General features: G+C 46.5%; 23 protein-coding genes and 1 other RNA gene. 19 read left to right on the top strand and 5 right to left on the bottom strand.

Translation table 11 applies throughout. The features are described from left to right. Positions 1 to 2: 2 nt before the first annotated feature. Positions 3 to 361, bottom strand: a transfer-messenger RNA (tmRNA) gene (ssrA, locus tag ABY436_RS11145). Between the two features lie 59 nt (positions 362 to 420). After that, positions 421 to 897, bottom strand: a complete 477-nt coding sequence (gene smpB, locus ABY436_RS11140) for an SsrA-binding protein SmpB (RefSeq protein WP_372739049.1) — start codon at positions 895 to 897, stop codon at positions 421 to 423. 177 nt (positions 898 to 1,074) lie between these two features. Between smpB and ABY436_RS11135 the strand changes: the two genes are divergently transcribed. The 3 genes from ABY436_RS11135 to ABY436_RS11125 are packed head-to-tail and all read left to right on the top strand — an operon-like array spanning position 1,075 to position 3,196. Then, positions 1,075 to 2,442: a sodium-dependent transporter gene (locus ABY436_RS11135; RefSeq protein WP_372739048.1), complete on the top strand. Its 1,368-nt coding sequence runs from the start codon at positions 1,075 to 1,077 to the stop codon at positions 2,440 to 2,442. A gap of 15 nt (positions 2,443 to 2,457) precedes the next feature. Further along, positions 2,458 to 2,889: a type II toxin-antitoxin system RatA family toxin gene (locus tag ABY436_RS11130; protein ID WP_372739047.1), complete on the top strand. Its 432-nt coding sequence runs from the start codon at positions 2,458 to 2,460 to the stop codon at positions 2,887 to 2,889. Further along, complete coding sequence (locus ABY436_RS11125) at positions 2,882 to 3,196, top strand: RnfH family protein (protein WP_372739046.1); 315 nt, start codon at positions 2,882 to 2,884, stop codon at positions 3,194 to 3,196. Before ABY436_RS11130 ends, ABY436_RS11125 begins: the two co-directional genes overlap by 8 nt. A 15-nt stretch (positions 3,197 to 3,211) precedes the next feature. Here the strand turns inward: ABY436_RS11125 and ABY436_RS11120 are convergent, their stop codons facing one another. Further along, on the bottom strand, positions 3,212 to 3,547 hold the full coding sequence (locus tag ABY436_RS11120) for an outer membrane protein assembly factor BamE (RefSeq protein ID WP_372739045.1): 336 nt from the start codon (positions 3,545 to 3,547) through the stop codon (positions 3,212 to 3,214). Between the two features lie 82 nt (positions 3,548 to 3,629). Here ABY436_RS11120 and fur point away from each other — a divergent pair, with 82 nt between their 5' ends. Continuing rightward, positions 3,630 to 4,055, top strand: a complete 426-nt coding sequence (gene fur / locus ABY436_RS11115) for a ferric iron uptake transcriptional regulator (protein ID WP_372739044.1) — start codon at positions 3,630 to 3,632, stop codon at positions 4,053 to 4,055. A 48-nt stretch (positions 4,056 to 4,103) separates the two neighbouring features. Here the strand turns inward: fur and recN are convergent, their stop codons facing one another. Beyond that, entirely contained in the window at positions 4,104 to 5,762 is a 1,659-nt protein-coding gene (gene recN / locus ABY436_RS11110; protein WP_372739043.1) for a DNA repair protein RecN, read from the bottom strand. A gap of 190 nt (positions 5,763 to 5,952) precedes the next feature. On the opposite strand from recN, the gene grpE reads away from it, so the two are divergent. From grpE to ABY436_RS11080, 6 genes are all read left to right on the top strand, one after another. Then, entirely contained in the window at positions 5,953 to 6,567 is a 615-nt protein-coding gene (grpE, locus tag ABY436_RS11105) for a nucleotide exchange factor GrpE (protein ID WP_372739042.1), read from the top strand. 113 nt (positions 6,568 to 6,680) lie between these two features. Continuing rightward, a complete protein-coding gene (dnaK, locus tag ABY436_RS11100; RefSeq protein WP_372739041.1) occupies positions 6,681 to 8,600 on the top strand; it encodes a molecular chaperone DnaK in 1,920 nt (639 codons plus the stop codon). Between the two features lie 111 nt (positions 8,601 to 8,711). Beyond that, positions 8,712 to 9,833, top strand: coding sequence for a molecular chaperone DnaJ (dnaJ, locus tag ABY436_RS11095; protein ID WP_372739040.1), 1,122 nt, complete (start codon positions 8,712 to 8,714; stop codon positions 9,831 to 9,833). Positions 9,834 to 9,879: 46 nt separating this feature from the next. Further along, on the top strand, positions 9,880 to 10,683 hold the full coding sequence (gene cysE / locus ABY436_RS11090) for a serine O-acetyltransferase (RefSeq protein WP_372739039.1): 804 nt from the start codon (positions 9,880 to 9,882) through the stop codon (positions 10,681 to 10,683). A gap of 27 nt (positions 10,684 to 10,710) precedes the next feature. Further along, positions 10,711 to 11,514: a 4-hydroxy-tetrahydrodipicolinate reductase gene (gene dapB / locus ABY436_RS11085; RefSeq protein WP_372739038.1), complete on the top strand. Its 804-nt coding sequence runs from the start codon at positions 10,711 to 10,713 to the stop codon at positions 11,512 to 11,514. A gap of 162 nt (positions 11,515 to 11,676) precedes the next feature. Then, entirely contained in the window at positions 11,677 to 12,066 is a 390-nt protein-coding gene (locus ABY436_RS11080) for a DUF3461 family protein (protein ID WP_372739037.1), read from the top strand. Positions 12,067 to 12,094: 28 nt separating this feature from the next. Here the strand turns inward: ABY436_RS11080 and ABY436_RS11075 are convergent, their stop codons facing one another. After that, positions 12,095 to 12,718: a hypothetical protein gene (locus ABY436_RS11075; RefSeq protein ID WP_372739036.1), complete on the bottom strand. Its 624-nt coding sequence runs from the start codon at positions 12,716 to 12,718 to the stop codon at positions 12,095 to 12,097. Between the two features lie 192 nt (positions 12,719 to 12,910). On the opposite strand from ABY436_RS11075, the gene ABY436_RS11070 reads away from it, so the two are divergent. The 9 genes from ABY436_RS11070 to ABY436_RS11030 form a co-directional block, all read left to right on the top strand. Further along, positions 12,911 to 13,222 (top strand): NGG1p interacting factor NIF3, encoded by a 312-nt coding sequence (locus ABY436_RS11070; RefSeq protein WP_372739035.1) that lies wholly within the window; start codon positions 12,911 to 12,913, stop codon positions 13,220 to 13,222. A gap of 194 nt (positions 13,223 to 13,416) precedes the next feature. Further along, a complete protein-coding gene (locus ABY436_RS11065; RefSeq protein WP_372739034.1) occupies positions 13,417 to 14,772 on the top strand; it encodes a V-type ATP synthase subunit B in 1,356 nt (451 codons plus the stop codon). Further along, the gene (locus ABY436_RS11060) at positions 14,753 to 15,367 is read left to right on the top strand and encodes a V-type ATP synthase subunit D (RefSeq protein WP_372739033.1); all 615 of its coding nucleotides are present in this window, start codon (positions 14,753 to 14,755) and stop codon (positions 15,365 to 15,367) included. The genes ABY436_RS11065 and ABY436_RS11060 overlap by 20 nt, the downstream gene beginning before the upstream one ends. After that, entirely contained in the window at positions 15,364 to 17,157 is a 1,794-nt protein-coding gene (locus ABY436_RS11055) for a V-type ATP synthase subunit I (protein ID WP_372739032.1), read from the top strand. The genes ABY436_RS11060 and ABY436_RS11055 overlap by 4 nt, the downstream gene beginning before the upstream one ends. A gap of 2 nt (positions 17,158 to 17,159) precedes the next feature. Then, complete coding sequence (locus tag ABY436_RS11050; RefSeq protein WP_090724020.1) at positions 17,160 to 17,606, top strand: ATP synthase subunit C; 447 nt, start codon at positions 17,160 to 17,162, stop codon at positions 17,604 to 17,606. Between the two features lie 83 nt (positions 17,607 to 17,689). Then, complete coding sequence (locus ABY436_RS11045) at positions 17,690 to 18,367, top strand: hypothetical protein (RefSeq protein WP_372739031.1); 678 nt, start codon at positions 17,690 to 17,692, stop codon at positions 18,365 to 18,367. Positions 18,368 to 18,379: 12 nt separating this feature from the next. Next, positions 18,380 to 19,081, top strand: coding sequence for a DUF2764 family protein (locus ABY436_RS11040; RefSeq protein WP_372739030.1), 702 nt, complete (start codon positions 18,380 to 18,382; stop codon positions 19,079 to 19,081). Further along, positions 19,078 to 20,964: a V-type ATP synthase subunit A gene (locus ABY436_RS11035; protein WP_372739029.1), complete on the top strand. Its 1,887-nt coding sequence runs from the start codon at positions 19,078 to 19,080 to the stop codon at positions 20,962 to 20,964. The genes ABY436_RS11040 and ABY436_RS11035 overlap by 4 nt, the downstream gene beginning before the upstream one ends. A 282-nt stretch (positions 20,965 to 21,246) precedes the next feature. Beyond that, a partial coding sequence (locus tag ABY436_RS11030) for a diguanylate cyclase domain-containing protein (protein WP_372739028.1) occupies positions 21,247 to 22,484 on the top strand: 1,238 nt, incomplete at its 3' end.

Here is a 22,484-nt window from a genome sequence, read left to right as displayed (position 1 = left end):
TTTGGTGGAGGTGGCGGGTTTCGAACCCGCGTCCGCCCATCCGCTGCCTCAAGGTCTACATGCGTAGACACCTCTATTGAGTTAACCCACCACGGCCCGAGGGTCAGGGCGTTTAGGGCGAGCCTTTTTAGTTTTAACCGTTCAGCTTAAGGCGAAGCATCCGGGCGATTCTGTCTCATATGACACCGCGAACCTCTAAGTTACAGACACCTTTGAGTGCGGCGCTAGCGGCCCTTAGGCTGCTAGAGCGTAGTTATCGTCGTTAGCAACTATAACTGTGTAGTAATTGATTTACGTGATTCACTACACTCACGGCATGCACTCAAGGTTTTGTAATCGGCGTCGAAGCCATGTCACCCCCAAGTGGCGAGGATTATAGCTGTATGACAGTGTGAAATGAAAGAAGTTTCGCCGCTGTTTTTATCGTTCAGCCATTACTCGCTGCTTTTGGCGATCCCAATCCCGGTTTTTTTCGGTTTCACGTTTGTCGTGAAGTTGTTTACCTTTCACCAGTGCTATTTCGCATTTTACACGGCCGTTTTTCCAATACAGAGCCAGGGCGACACAGGTGTAGCCTTTCGCTTCGATTTGCTCGGTTAGCTTCTCTATCTGACGGCGATGTAATAGCAGTTTGCGGTCACGGCGGGGTTCGGTGACAAAGTGGGTGCACGCCTGAGCTAATGGTGTCATGTTGGCACCAACCAGCCATGCTTCTCCATCTTTGATCAGGACATAGGAGTCGACCAACTGTCCGCGACCTTCGCGTAGACTTTTTACTTCCCAACCGGCAAGCGAAACTCCTGCCTCAATTTTGTCTTCGATATGGTATTCGTATCGAGCGCGTTTGTTGAGACAGATAGTGCTACTGGTGTTTTTTGTTTTCTTCTGTTTAGCCATAGCTCGGGATTATAGCGATGGAGAAGGTCGGGAGGAAGCTACCTGACCTTTATTTATTGATTATTTAATGAATGATTTTTGCAAATTTGCTTGTACTAAAGTTGTCAACGCCGCTCAGAAAGGGAACAATGCGCGTTTATCACTCTAATTGTAAATAAAATATAACCAGAGACGCGTATGCAAGAGAAATTATCCATTCATGGGGCTTGGTCGAACCGTTGGGTTTTTGTTATGGCGGCGACCGGGTCGGCAGTCGGTTTAGGTAATATCTGGAAGTTCCCTTACATCACGGGTGAGAATGGTGGTGGTGCGTTCGTTTTAGTGTATCTGGTGTGTATTCTGATGGTTGGGATTCCGATCATGGTATCGGAAGTCCTTATTGGTCGCCGTGGGCGTCAGAGTCCTATCAATTCAATGAAAGATCTTGCCGTTGAGTCCGGGCTAAGCCCCCGCTGGTCGCTGGCCGGCTGGGTGGGTGCATTGGCGGGTGTGATGATCTTTTCTTTTTACTCGGTTGTGGCTGGCTGGGTGCTTTACTATGTGGCTGGTATGGCCAATGGTGATTTCATTGATATTGGCAGTGAAATGGCGGGCAAGCGTTTTGAGGTGTTGTTGGCTGATGCCGAGACGCTACTGATCTGGCATAGCGTTTTTGTTGTGATGGTGATGACGGTTGTCGCAGGTGGAGTGAGTAAAGGGCTGGAACGGGCTACGCGTATTATGATGCCGGCTTTGTTTGTGCTGCTGTTTATCTTGTTAGCTTACTCCATGACATCGGGTGCTTTTGGTCAGGGCTTTGATTTTCTGTTTCACTTTGATCCATCACAGTTAACCTGGAATGCCGTTTTGGTTGCGTTAGGGCACTCTTTCTTTACCTTGTCCCTGGGCATGGGTTCCATTATGGCATACGGCTCGTACATGCCGAAGAAGGCGAGTATCGGCAGCACAGTGATGATGATTGCTGTGTTGGACACCTTGGTTGCCCTGGTAGCCGGCCTGGCTATTTTTCCGATTGTATTCGCTAATCAGTTAGACCCCGGGGCTGGCCCTGGGTTGATGTTTATTACCTTGCCGGTTGCTTTTGGGCAGATGCCTGGCGGGCATATTTTTGGTTTTCTCTTCTTTGTTCTGATTGCGGTGGCGGCCTGGACTTCGGCTATCTCTTTAATGGAACCGGCTGCGGCCTGGATCGTTGAGAAGTTTGGCATTAAACGTGTGCCAGCCTGTACTGCTTTGGGTGCTTTGGTATGGTTGCTTGGCGTAGCATGTTTGGGGTCATTTAATTTCATGTCTGATTTTAAAATTGGCAGTATGACGTTTTTTGATCTGATGGATTTTGCGACAGCAAATATAATGCTGCCTTTGGGTGGTTTGTTTATTGCTATTTTTGCGGGTTGGAAAATCAAGCGCTATGCGTTAGAGGATGAGTTGTCTTTTAAACAGAATTTTTGGTTTTCGGCCTGGTATTTTTCGATTCGTTATATTGCGCCGGTCGCTGTTGCAGTAATTTTCGCTCTGAATTTGTACAATAAGTTTGCAGAGTAGAGTGGGAACAAATAAATGACGCAGGTTAACCGTAGTGCGCTGGTTCTTCATAGTGCTCAGCAGATGTTCGAGATTGTGAATGATGTGCTTGCATACCCGGATTTTTTGCCTTGGTGTGCCAAGACTGAACTTTTGTATGAAGACGAGCATAAGATGGAGGCAACGCTTTATCTGGCTAAAGCGGGGTTGAAGTATAGCTTTACGACGCGCAATCGACTGAAGAAATTTGAGCGCATTGAGCTGGAACTCGTGGAGGGGCCTTTTTCGAAGCTGTCAGGGGTGTGGACTTTTGAACCCTTGGGCGATGAAGCCTGTAAGGTTAGCCTGAATATGGGTTTTGAGTTTGACGGAAAGCTTAAGAATATGGCGATGAGTAAAGTCTTTAATCAGGTGGCGACAACTCTGGTAGGCGCTTTTGTGCAGCGGGCGGATTCAGTTTATGAATGAAGAAACAATCAATGTGGAAGTGGCATACGCACTGCCCAAAGAGCAAAAAATTATCGCGCTTAAGGTGGAACCGGGCACCACTGCCTATGAAGCAGTTAAGCTGTCGGGCATTGAGCGGATGTATCCGCAGATCAATATCGAATCAGATGCTATGGGGATCTTCGGCAAGGCAATAAAAGACCCAAAGACGACTGTATTGAAGGAGAAGCAGCGAGTAGAAATATACCGCCCGTTAATAGCCGACCCTAAAGAGGCCAGAGCTAAACGAGCGGCTAAGCTCAAAGCGCAACAGGCAGCTCAGCAATAGCTGCTTAGCTGATAGCTATTCAGTGGGTGTGTCAGATGGTTTATAATCGCCGGAAAAGCTGGTGAGTTTACCATCGGTGAAAAACACCGATAGTTGCTCTTGTGTTCTTGTTTCTCCGCCTTTTTTGAAAGTGTAGATGTAATCCCAGCGTTCGCCGTTAAACGTATCTACCACTAAGGGCGTGCCCAATACATAGCGGACCTGGCTGTAGCTCATGCCGGGCTTGAGTTCATCAACCATGTCTTGCGAAATGATATTCCCTTGAGGAATGTCTATTTTGTATACGCCAGGGAATTCTGAACAACCTGACAATAAAGTAACCGCGATAATGCTAATTAGAAACTTTCGCATCTGTAAATGACTTCCACTTTTGCGTGTAAATAAAGATAATACAGTCTAACATTCAGTTGTTGGAATCAATAGAGTAAAGATCATGTCCCTCGAAAATCAAGAGTTAAGGAAGGCAGGCCTTAAAGTTACTTTGCCGCGCGTTAAGATTTACCAGATTCTCGAAAAAGCGGGTGAGGGTGATCATTTTAGTGCAGAAGATATTTATAAATTACTGATGGAAATTGGTGAAGATGTCGGTTTGGCGACGGTTTATCGTGTTTTAACGCAGTTTGAAACCGCTGGCTTAGTGACGCGTCATCATTTTGAGGGCGGCCATTCTGTTTTTGAATTGGCGAGTGCCGAAGAACATGATCATATTGTTTGTATTAAGTGTGGAAGGGTGCGTGAGTTTGTTGATCAGCAATTGATTGACAGGCAATACCAGATTGCGAAAGAGCTTGGTTTTACGATTACAGATCGAACTCTGTATCTTTATGGCGTTTGTAGCGAAGGCTGTTCTGCCAAGTAATCCTACAGTAAATGACTAAAAAACCGACCATGCGTCGGTTTTTTGGTTTTAATATCCCAGCATCTCTTTTGCATGATCGATGGAGCGCTTCGTTACATCGATGCCGCCCAGCATACGGGCAATCTCCTGTATGCGATCTTTTTTTGCGAGCGAATTGATTTGGGTATGTGTGTTCTCTTTATCTGCGCGTTTGCTGACAAACAGGTGTTGATGTCCCTGTGAGGCTACTTGTGGTTGGTGAGTGACGCACATGATTTGTGCGCGCTCACCCAGTTGTTTCAGCATGCGGCCAACCACTTCTGCAATGGCGCCGCCAATACCAACATCGACTTCATCGAAGATCAACGTGGGGGTGGTGGAGCTTTGCGCCGTAATGACCTGTATCGCCAGGCTGATGCGGGACAGTTCTCCGCCGGATGCTATTTTGGCCAGTGGGCGTGCCGGTTGGCCTTTGTTGGTGGAGATCAGGAATTCGATATCTTCTAAGCCGCTGGCCTGTGGTTTGTCTGTTTTGCTAAGGGAGGCGGTAAAACAGGCCGATGTCATACCCAGCAGGTGAAGCTGCTCATTAATCTGACTGTTGATCTGAGTGGCTGCTTTATTACGCGATATGCTCAGTTTGTTTGCGGCGTTTTGATATTGCGAATAGAGCTGCTCCATTTCTTGGTTGAGCTGTGCGAGTATTTCATCAGAATTCTGTAATGACTCAAGTTCAACTTTAAGTTGATGATGAAAATCAGGCAGTGATTCAGGCGGCACTCTGTGTTTGCGTGCAATTTCGTAAATACAGGACAGGCGTTCTTCTGTTTCAATTAATCGCTCTGGGTTGATCTCTACACGATCCAGGTAATGGCGCAGTTCCTGACTTGCCTCATCTATTTGTATCTGCGCGCTATTCAGCAATTCGGCGGCCTGTGCGATGGCGGGTGTCTGATCTTTCAGCTCAGCGAGAATCTGTATGGCGTGATGCAGTAATTGAACGCAATTTTCCTGTTCGCCTTCTGTCGTCAGTTCTAAGGCCTGGTGTCCATTTTGAAGAATGCTGCCTGCCTGGCTGAGGGTTTTTTGTTCCTCTTCCAGATGCTCCAGCTCGCCTTCTGTCATGCTGAGTTGGTTGAGTTCGTCCAACTGATAGCTGAGCAACTGGACTTTGGCTTGCTGTTCATCATCCTGATTGAGCAGTTCCTCGAGGCGCTTCTGCTTTTTTTGCCAGACATGGTATAGGTTTTTAACCGTTTGGGCCTGCTGGGTGTTGCTGGCGAATTGGTCGAGAAGTTCGCGGTGATGTTCTTTTTTTAACAAACGCTGGTGTTCATGCTGTCCATGTATCGCAATCAGGTATTCGCCCAGCTCTTTTAAGGCGTTGAGTGGGCAGGGTTGACCGTTGATGTAGCTGCGTGAACGGCCTTCGCGGGTAATAACGCGTCTGATGATGCATTCATTGTCTTGATCAAGATCCTGCTCTTTCAGCCAGTCTTGTGCCTCTAGCAGTGTGTCTATATTGAAGCTGGCAATGATTTCGGCACGCTCCGCCCCTTGTCTGACGCTGCCGCTATCGGCTCTATAGCCCAGCGCAAGGCCTAGCGCGTCCAGCATAATAGATTTGCCCGCCCCGGTTTCGCCGCTGACAACAGTCATCCCTTTGCTGAGTTCCAGATCGAGAGATTCAACGATAGCGTAGTTGCGGATAGTCAATTGTGTCAGCATAACCAGAGATCCATACATGTGTTTTTATACAGTAGTTTATTTATAAGTGATTTTTGTTTCAGGTGCAATCGTGTCCCTGCGGTTATGTTAAAAAAAAATCTGCTTAGGGTTGAGTTTGCTGGCGTTAATCCCCATAAACATGCCATTCGATTTTTTAGTATTTTATGGCTGCTTGAGTTGGAGAGCCCCAATGGCAAATGACCAGACGACAAAAAATGAACAAGTAGTAAGCGACGACATTGATGTTGTAGCAGGAGAGGCTGAACAAGTATTGGAGGCGAAAGCTGAAGAAGTTGTGAATGCCGATGCAGCAAAGAGTGATGAGCAGGGCCCGGCTGTTGATGAATTATCAAAACAGTTGGTAGCCGCTCAGCAAGAGGCGGCTGACCTTAAAGAACAGGTGCTACGTGCGGCAGCCGATGTACAAAATGTACGTCGTCGTGCTGAGCAGGATGTTGAAAAAGCGCATAAGTTTGCACTGGATAAATTTGTAAATGAAATGCTGCCTATTGTCGATAGCCTCGAGCGTACACTTGAAGCGTGTAATGTTGACGATGAGGCGACCAAAAGCTTGCGTGAAGGCGTTGAAATGACGCACGGAATGTTTATCAGCGGTTTGGCTAAATTTAAAGTAGAACGAATTGACCCGCAAGGTGAGGTATTCGACCCTGTTTTGCATCAGGCCATGTCGCTGGTCGATGCTCCGGATGCTCAGCCAAATACCGTTGTAGCGGTTATGCAGAAAGGGTACACCCTGAATGGGCGTTTAGTTCGTCCGGCGATGGTGATGGTTTCAAAAAGTTAAAAAATCCTTAGTAAATGCCTTGAAATTGTATAAAACGTATCCATATAAAGGGCATACAGATTTTAACAGATTTATAGCTCACACAATGAGCTGAGAACTTCGGAGAGAAAAACATGGGTAAAATTATTGGTATAGATTTGGGTACGACCAACTCTTGTGTGGCAGTTATGGATGGCGGTAAAACACGCGTGATCGAAAACGCTGAAGGTGATCGTACAACCCCTTCTATTATTGCCTATGCCGAAGATGAAATTTTGGTTGGTCAGTCTGCAAAGCGTCAGGCTGTAACTAACCCGCATAACACACTATATGCTATTAAGCGTCTGATCGGACGTCGCTTTAAAGATGATGTTGTGCAGAAAGATATCAGCATGGTGCCGTACAAAATTATCGAAGCTGATAATGGCGATGCATGGGTACAGGTAAGAGATAAAAAAATGGCACCGCCACAGATCTCTGCTGAAATCCTGAAAAAAATGAAGAAGACAGCGGAAGACTATCTGGGTGAAGAAGTAACGGGTGCCGTTATCACGGTTCCGGCTTACTTTAATGACTCTCAGCGTCAGGCGACTAAAGATGCGGGTAAGATCGCAGGTCTGGATGTTAAGCGTATTATCAACGAGCCAACAGCTGCAGCACTGGCGTACGGTATGGACCAGTCTAAAGGCGATAAAACAATCGCTGTTTATGACTTGGGTGGTGGTACCTTCGATATCTCTATCATCGAAATCGCTGATGTAGATGGTGAGCACCAGTTCGAAGTATTGGCGACTAACGGTGATACTTTCCTTGGTGGTGAAGATTTCGATATGCGTTTGATCGAATACCTGGCTGCTGAGTTCAAGAAAGAATCGGGCATTGATCTGCATAATGATCCATTGGCCTTGCAGCGTTTGAAAGAAGCGGCAGAAAAAGCAAAAGTTGAGCTGTCTACTTCACAGTCTACTGATGTAAACCTGCCTTATATTACGGCTGATGCAACCGGTCCTAAGCATTTGAATGTGAAAATTACCCGCTCAAAACTGGAATCTCTGGTTGAAGAATTGGTAACAAACTCGATCAACCCTTGCCGTATTGCGCTGAAAGATGCCGGCCTGAGCGCTTCTGATATCGACGAAGTAATCCTGGTGGGTGGTCAGACACGTATGCCTTTGGTTCAGCAGGTTGTTGCTGACTTCTTTGGCAAAGAAGCACGTAAAGATGTTAACCCGGATGAAGCCGTAGCCGTAGGCGCAGCGATTCAGGGTGCGGTATTGTCAGGTGATGTTAAGGATGTTCTGTTGTTAGATGTTACTCCGCTAACGCTGGGTATCGAGACAATGGGTGGTATTGCCACTGCATTGATCGACAAGAACACGACTATCCCGACTAAGAAGTCTCAGATCTTCTCTACAGCAGATGATAACCAGAGTGCGGTAACCATCCATGTAGTACAGGGTGAGCGTAAGCAAGCGTCGCAGAATAAATCTCTGGGCCGTTTTGACCTGGCGGACATTCCACCAGCGCAGCGTGGTATCCCGCAGATTGAAGTAACCTTCGATCTGGATGCTAACGGTATTCTGAACGTATCTGCTAAAGATAAAGCAACCGGTAAAGAGCAGTCTATTATCATCAAAGCCTCTTCAGGTTTAACTGATGAAGAAGTTGAGCAGATGGTGCGCGACGCAGAAGCGAATGCTGATGCAGATAAACTCTTCGAAGAGTTAACGCAGGCACGTAACCATGGTGATGCGATGGTTCACTCTGCGAAGAAAACGCTGAAAGAAGGTGGCGATAAAGCAACTGAAGAAGAGAAAACAGCGATTGAAGCTGCGATCACTGATTTGGAAACGGCACTCAAAGCGGATGATAAAGCTGATATCGATAGTAAAACTGAAGCGCTGACTACTCTTGTTTCTGCTCTGGCAGAGAAAATGTATGCAGACGCGGCTAAGCAAGGTGAAGGCGCTGCTGAAGAAGCCAGCGCTGAAAAAAATACTGCTGATGACGCTGTCGATGCTGAGTTTGAAGAAGTAAAGGATGACAAGAAGTAAGATCTTTCTTACCCCTTGTAATTACTGAAGTGTGACAGCGCGGGCGTTAGCCCGCGTTGTTGTGTCCGGCTCCCGGCGGGAGCTAACCGCTGCAAGAGACTTTTTCCGGATATGTCTAAGCAAGATTATTATGAAATTTTAGGTGTTGAACGTAACGCGAATGATCGGGATATTAAAAAGGCGTTTCGTCGTCAGGCGATGAAACACCACCCGGATCGTAACCCTGATGATGCATCGGCAGAAGCAAAGTTCAAAGAGCTGAACGAAGCTTATGAAGTGCTTTCTGATGCGCAGAAAAAAGCAGCCTATGATCAGTATGGTCATGCCGGTGTCGATCCTGGTATGCGTGGCGGTGGTGGCTTTGATGGTGGCTTCTCTGACGTTTTTGGTGACGTTTTCGGTGATATCTTTGGCGGAGGTGGTGGCGGCGGCCGTCGTAGCTCCGTTCAACGTGGTGCTGATCTTCGTTATACGATGGATTTGTCGCTTGAAGAAGCGGTGCGTGGTGTTGAAAAAACCATCAAAGTGCCTACATTGGTTCCTTGTGAACCCTGTGATGGCAGTGGCGCTAAAAAAGGCACCTCGGCTAAAACATGTAGCACTTGTGGCGGTGTGGGTCAGGTGCGCATGCAGCAGGGATTCTTCTCCGTGCAGCAGACCTGTCCAACATGTCGTGGCGAAGGTAAAGTAATCAGCGATCCTTGTAATAGCTGTCATGGTCAGGGACGTGTTGAGAAAACCAAAACATTATCCGTTAAGATTCCAGCGGGGGTGGATACGGGCGATCGTATTCGTTTGTCAGGTGAAGGTGAAGCTGGCAGCCACGGAGGCCCGGCCGGTGATCTTTATGTTCAGGTGAGTGTGCGTGAGCATGCCATCTTTGAACGCGATGGCCGACATCTTTACTGTGAAGTCCCTATCAGCTTTATCGATGCTGCTTTGGGTGGTGAGCTCGAAGTGCCGACGCTGAATGGTCGCGTAAAACTGAAAGTTCCTGCTGAAACTCAAACGGGTAAACTTTTCCGCTTACGTGGTAAAGGTGTGGCTCCGGTTCGTGGCGGTGGTGCAGGTGACCTGATGGTTAAAGTCGTGGTGGAAACCCCTGTTAATCTTAATAGTCGTCAAAAAGAACTGTTACGCGAGTTCCAGGAAACGACTGAAGAAGGGCATAGAAAACATAGTCCAAAGAGGCACTCCTTCTTTGATTCTGTGAAAAAGTTTTTCGAAGATTGATGTAAATCGGGCCGCCTGGCGGCCCGAGTAGTCCGGAGTGTTACCTATGACGAATCTAACGACAGAACCTGCTGAGTTGTGGCTGAGTATTCAGGAAGAAGCAAAAACTGAAGTTGTGAAAGAGCCTTGCCTTGCCAGCTTTTACCACTCTTGTATTATTAATCATTCTGATCTGAAATCAGCGTTATCTTACCTTTTGGCCAGCAAGTTAGCGGATGATGTAATGTCGTCGTTATTGCTGCGCGAGTTGTTTGAGAAAGCGATGGATTCAGATCCTGAGATAATTATCGCGGCGTGTCACGATATTATTGCAGTCAGAATGCGTGACCCTGCGGTACTGCATTGCTCTACAGTGCTGCTTTATCTGAAAGGTTTTCATGCCTTGCAGGCGCATCGTGTAGCCCATTGGTTCTGGCATCAGGACCGTCGTTCAATGGCATCGTATATCCAAAGTCGTGTCAGCACTATGTGTCAGGTAGATATACACCCGGCTGCCAAAATTGGTCATGGGGTTATGTTTGATCATGCGACCGGTATTGTGGTGGGTGAAACCTGTGTGATCGAGAACGATGTGTCGATTTTACAGTCCGTTACTCTGGGTGGTACGGGCAATGAAAGCGGTGATCGTCATCCGAAGATTCGTGAAGGTGTCCTGATCGGCGCGGGTGCTAAAATTTTAGGTAATATCGAAGTTGGCAAGGGCGCTAAAGTCGGTGGTGGCAGTGTCGTGCTGGAAGATGTGCCATGTTATACCACGGTGGTGGGTGTTCCTGCTCATGTGGTAGGAACGTCTGGATGCGAGAAACCTGCATTCAATATGAATCAGCGCATAGACCTGGAAAAAGAATAGCGGCGGCGCTCAGGACAGAGAGAAAATATGATGAGAATTGCAGTAATGGGTGCCGCCGGGCGTATGGGAAAAGCCTTGATCGAAGCCGTGTGTCAGACACCCGGTGTGAGTTTAACAGCCGCGGTCGTGCAACCAGGAAGTTCGTTGATCGGTGCTGATGCTGGCGAATTGGCGGGTGTGGGTAAGCTGGATGTTCGCCTGGTTGATAAATTAGCGTCAGTGAAAGATGATTTTGATCTGCTGATAGACTTTACTTCGCCAGAAGCGACGATGACTAATCTGGATTTTTGTGCGGCGCATGGTAAAAAAATCGTTATTGGTACAACAGGCTTAACCGATAACCAGAAGCTACATCTGGCCGCGCGTGCTAAGGAAACGGCCGTCGTGTTTGCGCCCAACATGAGTGTTGGTGTGAATGTCTGTTTCAAGGTTCTGGATCTTGTGGCGCGTACATTAGGTGATGATTACGATATTGAAGTAATAGAAACGCATCATCGTCACAAAGTCGATTCTCCGTCAGGTACGGCATTACGTTTGGGCGAAGTGGTCGCCGATGCTTTAGGGCGTGATCTTAAAGAGTGTGCTGTGTATGGACGTGAAGGCAAAACCGGAGCGCGCACGCAGAAAGAGATTGGTTTTGAAACGATTCGTGCGGGCGATGTGGTGGGTGATCATACGGTATTGTTTGCCACTGAAGGCGAGCGTATCGAGATTACACATAAAGCCAGCAGTCGAATGACTTTCGCAAAAGGGGCAGTACGTGCAGCGGCTTGGCTGGGTACACAATCAACCGGACAATTTGATATGCAGGATGTATTGGGTCTGCGTTAATCCCGGTTGCGTTAACTCTTGATAAGGCCGCTCATCAGCGGCTTTTTTTATATTAGCTAATGTACTAGTTTTAATGCAGATTTTTAGTTTCCTTTAGTGAATTTTTTTCTTATGGTGCTCTATACTTTGGTTTGATAAGAAAAACAATGGAGCGGTAGGGTTATGTCAGCTGAAAAATTTCCAACATTAACAGAAATGGGTATTGATGAAACTTCTGATATCGAGCGTTATACCTCTCGTATTGAAGGCGATGTAGATATCCTGAAAATCTATTTCCATCGCCATCAGGGCGATTGGATGGCAAAAAGCAAAAAGTTTAAATTCAAGCGCATGCATAAAAATATGCGTGTCAATGAAGGTCGTGTTCCTTATATCGCTACGACAGAATCGTCGCCCTACTTTTTACGTGCTGTAGGCGAACTGGATCAGTTAGTCAGTGCCGATAAAACGACCCAATCACGTAAAGCTAAATTGCTGGATGATATTGATCATCTGGAAAAAGTCGTTGCACGGAAAATCGAAGATATCCGTCGTCAAATCGACGAGATGTGATTCGTTAGTCTGCATCGCTTTTTCGTTTTTAGTTGTATGAGGAGGCTGGGACTATATCTAACTGTGTTGTATAGATAATTTCACAGGCTCCTGCTCCAATATCTTCGCGGCTCATTGACGTGCGCCAGAAGTATCCGTCCTGACTTTGTATATCGACCAGTTGTCCTGATAGCCGGATGATATCGCCTTTCTCAATGCGTGATAATTGCTTCTCTACCGTTTGATTTGCCGGAATGATATGCATGTTCGCCGCATTTCGCTCTATTTCACGGCGTGGAATGGGTAGCTTATCTGTTTTCCAATGAAACCAGCGGCCACTTTGTGAGATCTGTATCTGTTCTGTTACCTGAGGGTTTGCCATTGCCCCCCAGCCAAGTGCAAGATCCATAGGTGATAAATCGGATTCCCTTCCCAATCGATAGCGTTCTTTACCGAGTAAGCGCGCCGCAAGGTGGATTTCTGCTTTAGGCTGCAGTGTGTATTCTTTAATCTGAAAAGGTTGCGTATTTTGCGCTTCTTTTTGAATGGGCGTCGCCAATGATGCGGCAATCGGGAGTACGCGGGGTGTGTGTTCTATGGACGTATGGTTATCGGGTGCCAGCCAGATAAAAAACAAAACAATAGCGACTAAAACGCTTAACAGTCTGATCATGCGTGACCCATGTAATTAACGTTTATCTATTATAGTGTAAAGATGTCGGTTTTTTGCTGATCAGTACTGATTTTGCGTCAGCTATGTGGCGTATGAACGCTATTTAAATTCTTCTAATGATGCACTTGCACAATGGATGAGCAATGTCTTATGTTATAGGTCAATGCAGTGGTTTGAGATGTGAGTTAGTTTATGTATCAACTTGTGTTTTATGTTCCCGAGTCACATAGAGAGGCGGTCAAAACCGCACTATTTGCACAAGGTGCGGGTCGTATTGGTGATTATGATTCCTGCTGCTGGCAGGTACAGGGGCAAGGCCAGTTTCGCCCCATGGAGGGTAGCCAGCCGTTTATAGGAAAACGGGGGCAGTTGGAAAAAATAGCCGAATGGAAAGTAGAAATGGTGTGTGAAGATCATCTGATTAAAGCGGTTGTAAAAACACTCAAGGCCGTTCATCCCTTTGAAGAGGTCGCCTATCGCGTTTATCGACTGGCTGACGTGTAAACGAGAGTGTAAACAAGAGCTGCGCTTTTTATTTACAGCAGCGTTGGTATTAAAACAGCTATTGCATTAAAAATAGCGATTATGGGAAATGCCGGTTACTCAATAAATCTCTGTTAGTGAGATAGCGGGAAAGTGGTGCTTGGGTCTGGTCACTGAATTTCTTAATTTTAGAAGGCATGAGGGTGGATTGATAAATGGACTTAGGGTTAACTTCCTATAAAGGCATTGCTAGTATTGTCGGAGATATCATCAACTTACGCGTGTCTGATGTGGCGGCTATGAGTACACCGCCAAGAAACCGTGACCTGGCGGTTATTGAACAAAACGGCGAGTTTTTTTCTTTAGCGCAGATCATCAAGCTGTCCGATAACTTAGTGTCATTACAGGCATTTTCCGGAACCAAAGGTTTGTCGAATAATGCATCGGTGCGTTTTTTGGGTGAAACCATGCAGGCCATTTATTCTGAAAATATTTTTGGCCGTATTTTTAATGGCTCTGGTGTGCCTATCGACAACGGGCCTGGTTTGACTCAGGAACCTAAGGTTGCCATTAATGGCCCTACAGTAAACCCGACAGCGCGTGTGCTTGCCTCCCGGATGATTCGTACTAATGTCCCGATGATAGATGTATTTAACTGTCTTGTTGAAAGCCAGAAGATTCCTATTTTTTCGGTTGCCGGCGAACCTTTTAATAAATTTTTAGGGCGTATTGGGGTGCAGGCGGATGCTGATGTCGTTATTTTTGCCGGTCTGGGTTTGATTTTTGATGATTACTACGGCTTCAAAAAAATGTTTGAAGATGCCGGCGTAATGTCGCGAACCGTTATGTATGTCAATCTTGCATCTGATCCGGTCGTCGAGCGATTAATGGTGCCTGATCTCGCACTAGCGGTAGCCGAAAAATTGGCCGTTGAAGAGGGTAAACGAGTATTGGTGTTGATGACGGATATGACGGCTTACGCGGATGCCATGAAAGAAATTGGTATCGCGATGGAGCATATCCCATCCAACCGTGGCTATATGGGGGATTTATACTCTCAGTTGGCGCGTCGTTACGAGAAAGCCTGCGACTTCAGAGGCGCAGGTTCGGTGACAATATTATCGGTGACTACTATGCCGGGAAATGATGTGACACATCCGGTACCTGACAACACAGGGTATATCACAGAAGGCCAGTTTTATTTGCATAATGGTGTGATTGATCCGTTCGGTTCGTTATCTCGTCTTAAGCAGCATGTCATAGGTAAGCAGACCCGGGATGATCACAGCCAAATCATGAATACTATGATTCGCTATTACTCTGAAGGTGTTGAGGCCGAGCAGAAACAGGCGATGGCATTTGATTTGAGTGAGTTTGATCATAAATTATTGAAGTTCAGTCAGTTGTTTAAACAGCAATTTATGCGTCTTGATATTTCGATGGAGCTGGAACCCGCGCTTGATGCTTGCTGGGTATTGCTTGCTGAGTGTTTTGATAAAGAAGAAGTGGTCATTAAGCAGGCATTAAAGGACAAATATTGGGCAGGGACTGATGGCAAAGTTAGCGCTTAATAAAAGTGCCTTAAGTAAAGAAAAGCAGCGTAAAGCGGCCTACGGTCGCTATCTGCCATCGCTGGAGATGAAACAGAAGCAGTTGTTGCTGGAGCGAAAAAAAGCAGAGGAAGCGTTGCAGCAGCATGTGGATGATATTCAGTCTCTGGAAGCGTCTGTATATCAAAAGCTGCCGATGTTAGCCGTCGTCAATATTCAAATGGAGGGTTTGGTTGTTGTCGAAAGTTTTCAACTTGCTGAAGAAAACCTGTTAGGAACCAAGGTACCTGTTTTAGAGAGCATTCACTTTAAAAGAGCCGAATATGGCTATCTTATCCGTCCGCATTGGTTTGACGAACTAACCGTCTCACTAGAGAAAGTAATGCTGCTGAAAATGGAAGAGCAAGTGCTGCGGATCAGGCTTGAAAAATTAAAAGCGGCTGCACGTACCATTACTCAGCGGGTTAATCTGTTTTCAAAAGTGCTCATCCCCGAAGCTGAAGTCAATATAAAGAAAATTGGCCTTTTCTTATCAGATCAGGAAAGGGCGGGTGTTGTTCGCTCTAAGCTGGCTAAACAAAAAAAGCTGGTCGATATAGCAGGAGAGCAACTGTGAGCATAGCGACATTAAAAAAACTAACGCTTATTGGCGAAATGAATGAAAAAAGCGCCATTATGGAGCAGTTTCAGGCATTTGGGTTAGCTCATCTTATTACACTGTCAGAACAGACCATAGATCAAGCCACGGATGCGACCATCTGCCTGCGGGAAGCATTAAGTTATTTGATCAGCGCTCCCTATAAAAGAAGAAGACAGATTCCATCTGAGTCGATTGAATTATCAGAAGTGATTGATCGGGTCATAAAAAACAAACATGCCCGCGAAGATGTCATTGATGAAATTGAATTAATCACAGCGAGGCAAAAAGAATTAAGCGTATGGGGGGATTTTGAGTTTCCACCGCTGGATGAATTGAACCAGTATCGGGTTTGGCTGTATTTAGTGCCACTGAGCAAAGAAGCGCTGTTGAAGAAGGTTGAACTTCCGTGGAAAATTATTAATAAAGACCACAAAAGTATCTATCTGGTAGTGATCGCCGTTGATGAGCCGGATGAAGGGCAGGTACCTTTTCCACGAGCGCATATCGGCCCCAACTCCCTTTCCTGCCTGGCTAAATTAAAAAATGATGCGTTAGTACGGTTAGAAGATTTAAATGCCGAGCGACAGTCGCTAACCCGTTGGATAATGCCGCTTACGTTATCTTTGAATGACACTATTAATGCCCATGAACTGAAACTGGCGGAGCAGCTTGTTTGGAATTCAGGTGATTTTTTTGTTTTACAGTCCTGGTTGCCTGACGAAAGCAGGTCTGCTTTTGAAGCGTGGGCGCAAGGCTTGCCGGTTGCTTTTCAGCTTGATGCGCCTGCTGCAAACGAGCTTCCGCCTACGCTGTTGAAAAATGACAGTATTATGGGAGGTGGGGAAGAAGCGGTCTCTTTCTTCCAGTTACCCGGGTATCGTTCCTGGGATCCTTCAATCGTCATTTTTTTCTCTTTTTCATTGTTCTTTTCAATGATTATGGCTGATGCCGGTTACGCGCTGATATTGGGCGGCATTCTGTTGATCTGCTGGCGGAAACTCAGTGGCAGTGAAACCACAGTAAGAATTCGTAATCTGTGGTTGGCACTTGTTGTCGCTGCGTTTGGTTATGGCATGTTGGTGGGCAGTTACTTTGGCATTACACCCCCCGATGGAACGCTTCTGAGTCGCTTACATGTGATTAATATCAACGATTTTTCATCAATGATGAAATTATCAATTGGTGCGGGCGTTTTGCATTTGGTGATTGCAAATAGCATGGTTGCGTGGGGACGGCGTGACTCGTTAGTCGCGCTTTCGTCCGTTGGCTGGGTGCTCAGCATTATCGGTGCTTTTGCTTTATGGCTTAGCTACATGCGTGTCACTGACCTTGATGTAGCAGGTACGTTCTCTGTGAAAGTTGTGATTGCAGGGATCCTGCTCATTTTATTGTTTTCAGGTGAGCGCAAACTGGATAGCGTAAAAAATTCGTGCTTACAGTTATTTGATGGTTTTACGGCGTTATATAGTTTGTCGAAGGCGTTTGGTGACGTGCTGAGTTATATGCGCTTGTTCGCTCTTGGCTTATCCAGTGCCTCATTGGCCGTTACCTTTAATGATCTTGCGGTTGAGGCGAGAGACTCGGTGTCAGCGGGCGGGTTTATTTTGTTCGCGTTAATTATTGTTTTGGGTCACGGGTTAAATTTTGTGCTGGGTGTTATGAGTGGCGTGATTCATGGCTTGCGCCTGAATTTGCTTGAATTTTACAACTGGGGTGTGAAAGGCGAAGGCTACCCCTTTAAAGCTTTTAAGAAACGAGGAGAGTAACAGTGGAACAATTCATAATTGCTTTAGGGTGGCTGGGTATATTTGCTCCCACAGCATTGGGCGCAATCGGTAGTAGTTGCGGGTGTGCGCGCGCGGGGCAAGCCGCCGCCGGCGCTTTGCTGGATACAGAGAGCGGTTATGGTAAATATATAGGGTTATCTGCCATGCCTTCCACTCAGGTTATTCTGGGTATTGTCGTGATGTTTACGCTGAATCGTGAGCTTACCGTTGGTAACTCGCCGGGTATTTTTGCGATTGGTCTGCTGACCGGCCTGGCGCTCATGATGAGTGCTATATATCAGGGGCAGGCACTGGTTGCTGCGATTAATGCGGCTAAAAATAAACCTGAAATATTTGGTCTGGCAATTGCGCCTGCCGCTATTGTTGAAGGTTTTGCTGTATTCGCATTCGTTTTTGCATTAGTGCTTGCAGGTTCTTTGCCTGCTTAAATGATTACCCCCTTGGTTGTTTCCTGAATAAGGGAAAGCTGATAGTAGAGTTTACGCGCAAAGCTCAGGAATAAGAGGTCGATATGTCACAGTCTTTAGATACCCAACAGTCTGCCAGTGGCGTGCAGGAGCTGATTGATCAAATTCGGGAGAAAGGCGTCAATGCAGGTAAAACGCAAGGCACTCGAATTGTTGAAGATGCTGAGCAGCGGGCAGAATGGATTATTAAACAAGCCAAAGAAGAGGCTGCAGCGATTAAGAAAGAAGCCGATGTGAATTACCGTTTTGTCACAGAGGCTGGTCATGACGCGTTGGCGCTGGCATTCAGGGATATAAAGTTAAAACTTAAAGATGAGCTGTCCGTACAATTCTCGGAACAGTTGCGTAAATTGGTTGAGAAAGAGTTGCAAGACCCGGACACACTCAAACTATTGCTTATCTCTGCCGTCTCAAAAATATCGATACCTGATGCCCCGCAAGCCATTGTTTTACCGGATAAAGCAGTAGGTCTGAATGAGCTACGTGAAGATCCCGGTTCTCTTCAGCAGGGGGCTTTGGTGGAGTTAGTGTCTGATACTGCCAGAAAGTTGCTAACAAAAGGGGTCGATATACGCTTTGATAACAATATCAGCAGTGGGCTTGTATTTTTGCTGAATGATGGCGAAGTGACAGTAGAAATGACGGATAAATCACTATCAGACATGTTGCTCAAGCATTTGCAGCCCCGCTTCAGAGCAATGCTTGAAGGGGTGGTGAGTTAGTGGGCGAAGCATATGATAAATCCTAACGTTAATGCAGACTATGTAGAGTTGCTCTGCTCATTGCCTTATCTACATAATCCCTTTATTCGTCAGCGGCCTCCCATTTCTGCCGTGCAGTTCAGAAAAAGGTTAAATATGCTCGACATTGAATCCCGGGATCTGGTTGTAGAGCTGGCGGGAACCTTTTATTGGGGGCAGCTTAAGCTTGATGATACCGACGCAGAGCTCGTGCACAAGGCGACACGTATCATTGAGGCGTTAGCCTTACAGGATATTAAAGAGTGGCAGTTGTGGCGAATGGATTTTCGTACGGTGATTGCAGCCCTCCGACGTCGAAAACAAGGGCTTGATGCTCCCGATAGTAAAACATTGTGGGGGTATGGTCACTATGTCAGTCATATTCGTCGAAACTGGCATCATCCTACGTTTAAACTGGAATCACGTTTTCCCTGGTTACCAACAGCAAAAGAGTTATTGGAATCAGGCGATAGTTATGGGCTGGAGCGCCATCTGATGTCGACTGCGTGGAATTATTATTCGCGCCAACATGCAGATAAGCCCTATTCATTTTCTGATGTCTGGCTTTACGCAGTGAAATGGGATCTTGTTGATCGCTGGTGCTGTTATAACGCCGACGTTGCTAAACAACACTTTGAAGAACTTGTGCAGGCAGGGTTGAAGCAGTCAATCGAAGAACTGAGGGCAATGGCATGAATCAGGAAATATCAGAAGTAAACACTATTAATGCCACGGCGCGGGTTGTATCGGTTAGTGATGATGTCGTTACCATTGAAACGATAGACAAAGGCGCAGGAGGAGTGATTACACCACTGGTTAAAAACGAAGTTGTTTTTATTTGCCCGCAGAAAAAACCCGGCACTAAGCAGGAGAAGCTAAAGGCCGAAGTACTTCGGGTGAGAGGGCGCCGCGCCGACGTTCAGGTGTATGAAGATACCACCGGTGTCGCTATTGGCGACCCCATAGAACAAAGTGGAGAGATGCTCTCAGTAGAGCTTGGGCCTGGTTTGCTGAGCCAGGTATATGACGGGTTACAAAACCCGTTACACCGCTTAGAAGTGATGAATGGGCGCTTTCTTCTTCGTGGTGAAGTGGCTACCGCACTGGATCGAAATGCCAAATGGGCCTTTGTGGCCAAACGTCGTGTAAAGGATAAGCTTAAACCCGGTGATGTTTTGGGCACGGTACAAGAAGGACGTTTTACTCATAAGATTATGCTGCCGTTTTTGCTCAGGGGGGTACATACCATCGAGTGGATTCAGGAGGGGACGTTTCCCGTTGAAACCGTTATAGCAAGATTGCGTGATGAAAAAGGCCGGCTTCACGAGGTGTCTATGCTTCAGCGTTGGCCGGTGCGTATTCCTCTGCCGGTTAATCTAATCAAACATGGCAGCAGTGAGCGTAAATTCCCAACCCAGCCAATCATAACCACCTTACGTCTTATCGATACGTTTTTTCCTATCGCTAAAGGCGGAACAGGGTGTATTCCCGGGCCATTTGGTGCGGGAAAAACGGTGTTGCAAAACCTGATTTCCCGCTACTCTGATGTTGATATTGTTATTGTAGTGGCTTGTGGCGAGCGTGCTGGTGAGGTCGTTGAAACCATTACCGAATTTCCCAAACTACAGGACCCTCATACCGGCGGTACCTTAATGGACCGTACTATCATTATTTGTAATACCTCTTCGATGCCTGTTGCTGCCCGGGAAGCCTCCATTTATACGGGCGTAACCCTTGGCGAATACTATCGTCAAATGGGATATGAAGTATTGCTGATTGCTGACTCTACCTCCCGCTGGGCGCAGGCAATGCGTGAAACCTCGGGTCGGTTAGAGGAGATACCCGGCGAAGAAGCGTTCCCGGCTTACCTTGAATCTTCAATTCGTAATTTATATGAGCGGGCGGGCGTCATCCGAACCAATGATAACAGTGAGGGCTCTTTAACCCTGATCGGCACGGTTTCACCTGCGGGGGGTAACTTTGAAGAGCCGGTGACACAGGGAACCCTGAATACCGTTAAGACTTTTTTGGGGCTCAGTTATGATCGTGCCTACAAACGTTTTTATCCGGCAGTAGATCCTCTGCAGTCCTGGAGCCGTTATACAGAGCAGCTTACGCCGTGGTTTTCAGAAAATATGGGACCCTCCTGGTTGGATGGCGTGGCGCATATCAATCAGTTGCTGATCAGAGGCGATGAAATATCCAGAATGATGCAGGTGACGGGCGAGGAGGGCGTAAGTCAGGCTGATTTCGTCACCGAGCAAAAAGCAACCTTAGTCGATATGGTCTATTTGCAGCAGGATGCCTTTGATGATGTGGATGTTTCAACTGATATTGAACGCCAGAAAAGTAGCTTTTCATTACTGGTTAACATTGTCGATACTCCGATGCTGTTTCAAACAAAAGCAGACACCCGCCGTTGGTTTAGTCGTATGACTGACACCTTTAAGAATTTAAATTACTCACCGATGAGCAGTGAAGATCACAAGAAGTATTCAGATCAAATTGCTTCATTATTAACAGAAGCGATGGGAAAAAAAATCGTCGCGGAAAAACCTCTCAAGGAAGTGGCTGATTAAAAAATAGCAATGAAAGCGCTGCGGCTGTCGATATCAGAAAAATCGATAAGGTACGAAATTGAGCGTAAGTTGACAGCTGATGGCTATCCTTAATTCGGCTGTGACTCTTGTTGAGCATAGAGTAACTAAATCTGGTGTCTCATTAAGCCTACATTCATTTTGCTATTCTGCTCTTAAAAGCTGTTATACAATCGCCGCCCTGAATAGGTCGTCGGTTGTACCGGTCTTTACCGATCACTGAACGGGAATCGGTTATTAATTGCTGGAATAGACCTCATATTTATGTCATTGCGTATAGATGCTCATTCCATACTCAGGTTTCAAACCTGGGGAATGATGGGTATTGTGTTGTTACTGCTTATTACTATTTTTGGTTTTTTTGTTTCGCGTGAGTATGTTGCGGGTGATGAGCGGGCAGCGGTGCTCTATCAGGAAATTCTTGAAAGCCAGAAATCGCGTCTGAAAACCGAGCTTCACTCCACTCAGGATTATATCCGCTTCATGGGTCAGCAGGCTGAGCTGAAACAACAGTTAGTTAAGGATGGCCAATGGTTACTGCTGGTTCTTGCCTGCGTCGGTGTGTTTTTGGTGCTGGTTGTGTGGGGATATGGGCAATGGCTTAAAAGATTGTTCATGTGCTATCAGGCAGATATCGAAACGAAACAAATCCGCATTGAGGGTGACGCACGCGCGCTGAAAATAGCTTCGCGGGTATTTGAGACGGCTCGTGAAGGCATTATGGTCACTGATCCGGACAATAGGATAGTGGCGGTAAACCGCTCGTTTACTGATATCACCGGGTATACAGAAGAGGATGTGCTGGGTGAGACGCCTAAGGTGATATCTTCAGGGCGACACACTGCTGGTTTCTATGCTGCTATTTGGGAAGCGCTTGATAAGACAGGTCAATGGCGTGGCGAGATATGGAACAGGGCTAAATCGGGACATGTTTACCTTGAGCAGCTATCTATCTCTGTTTCCAGAAATGAACAGGGTGATGTGATTAATTATATCGCTACTTTTAGTGATGTCACTGATAAAAAGCGCACCGAAGAGCAGCTGCGCTATTTAGCGGAATACGATGATCTGACGGGGTTGCCAAACCGACGCTTATTAATGGATCGTGTTGCGCAGACCATAGCGAGAGCCAAGCGGCATGAAGTGCGCTGTTTCTCATTAATGTTTATTGATATTGATCGATTTAAAAACATTAATGATTCGTTAGGTCATAGTATGGGGGATCTGGTGTTACAGGAGGTCGCTCAGCGGTTGCAAGGAGCGGTGCGTGAAGTTGATACGGTCAGTCGTATTGGCGGAGATGAGTTCGTTGTCCTTGTTGCCGGCAGGGGAAGTGATATCGTTATTTCTGCAGCGAATTCAGCACACCGAATACTCAAAATCGTTTCAGAGCCTATTCAGGAAATGGATCTGGATTTAGTGGTGACACCGAGTATCGGGATAGTGTCTTATCCGGCGGATGGCGATAATTTTGAAATGTTATTACGCAATGCAGATGCCGC

This window comes from Neptunomonas sp. (assembly GCF_041601355.1).
Lineage (GTDB): Bacteria > Pseudomonadota > Gammaproteobacteria > Pseudomonadales > Balneatricaceae > Neptunomonas.
The sequence above is the reverse complement of the archived record's forward strand: the minus strand, read 5'-3'. Positions and strand labels throughout refer to the sequence as shown.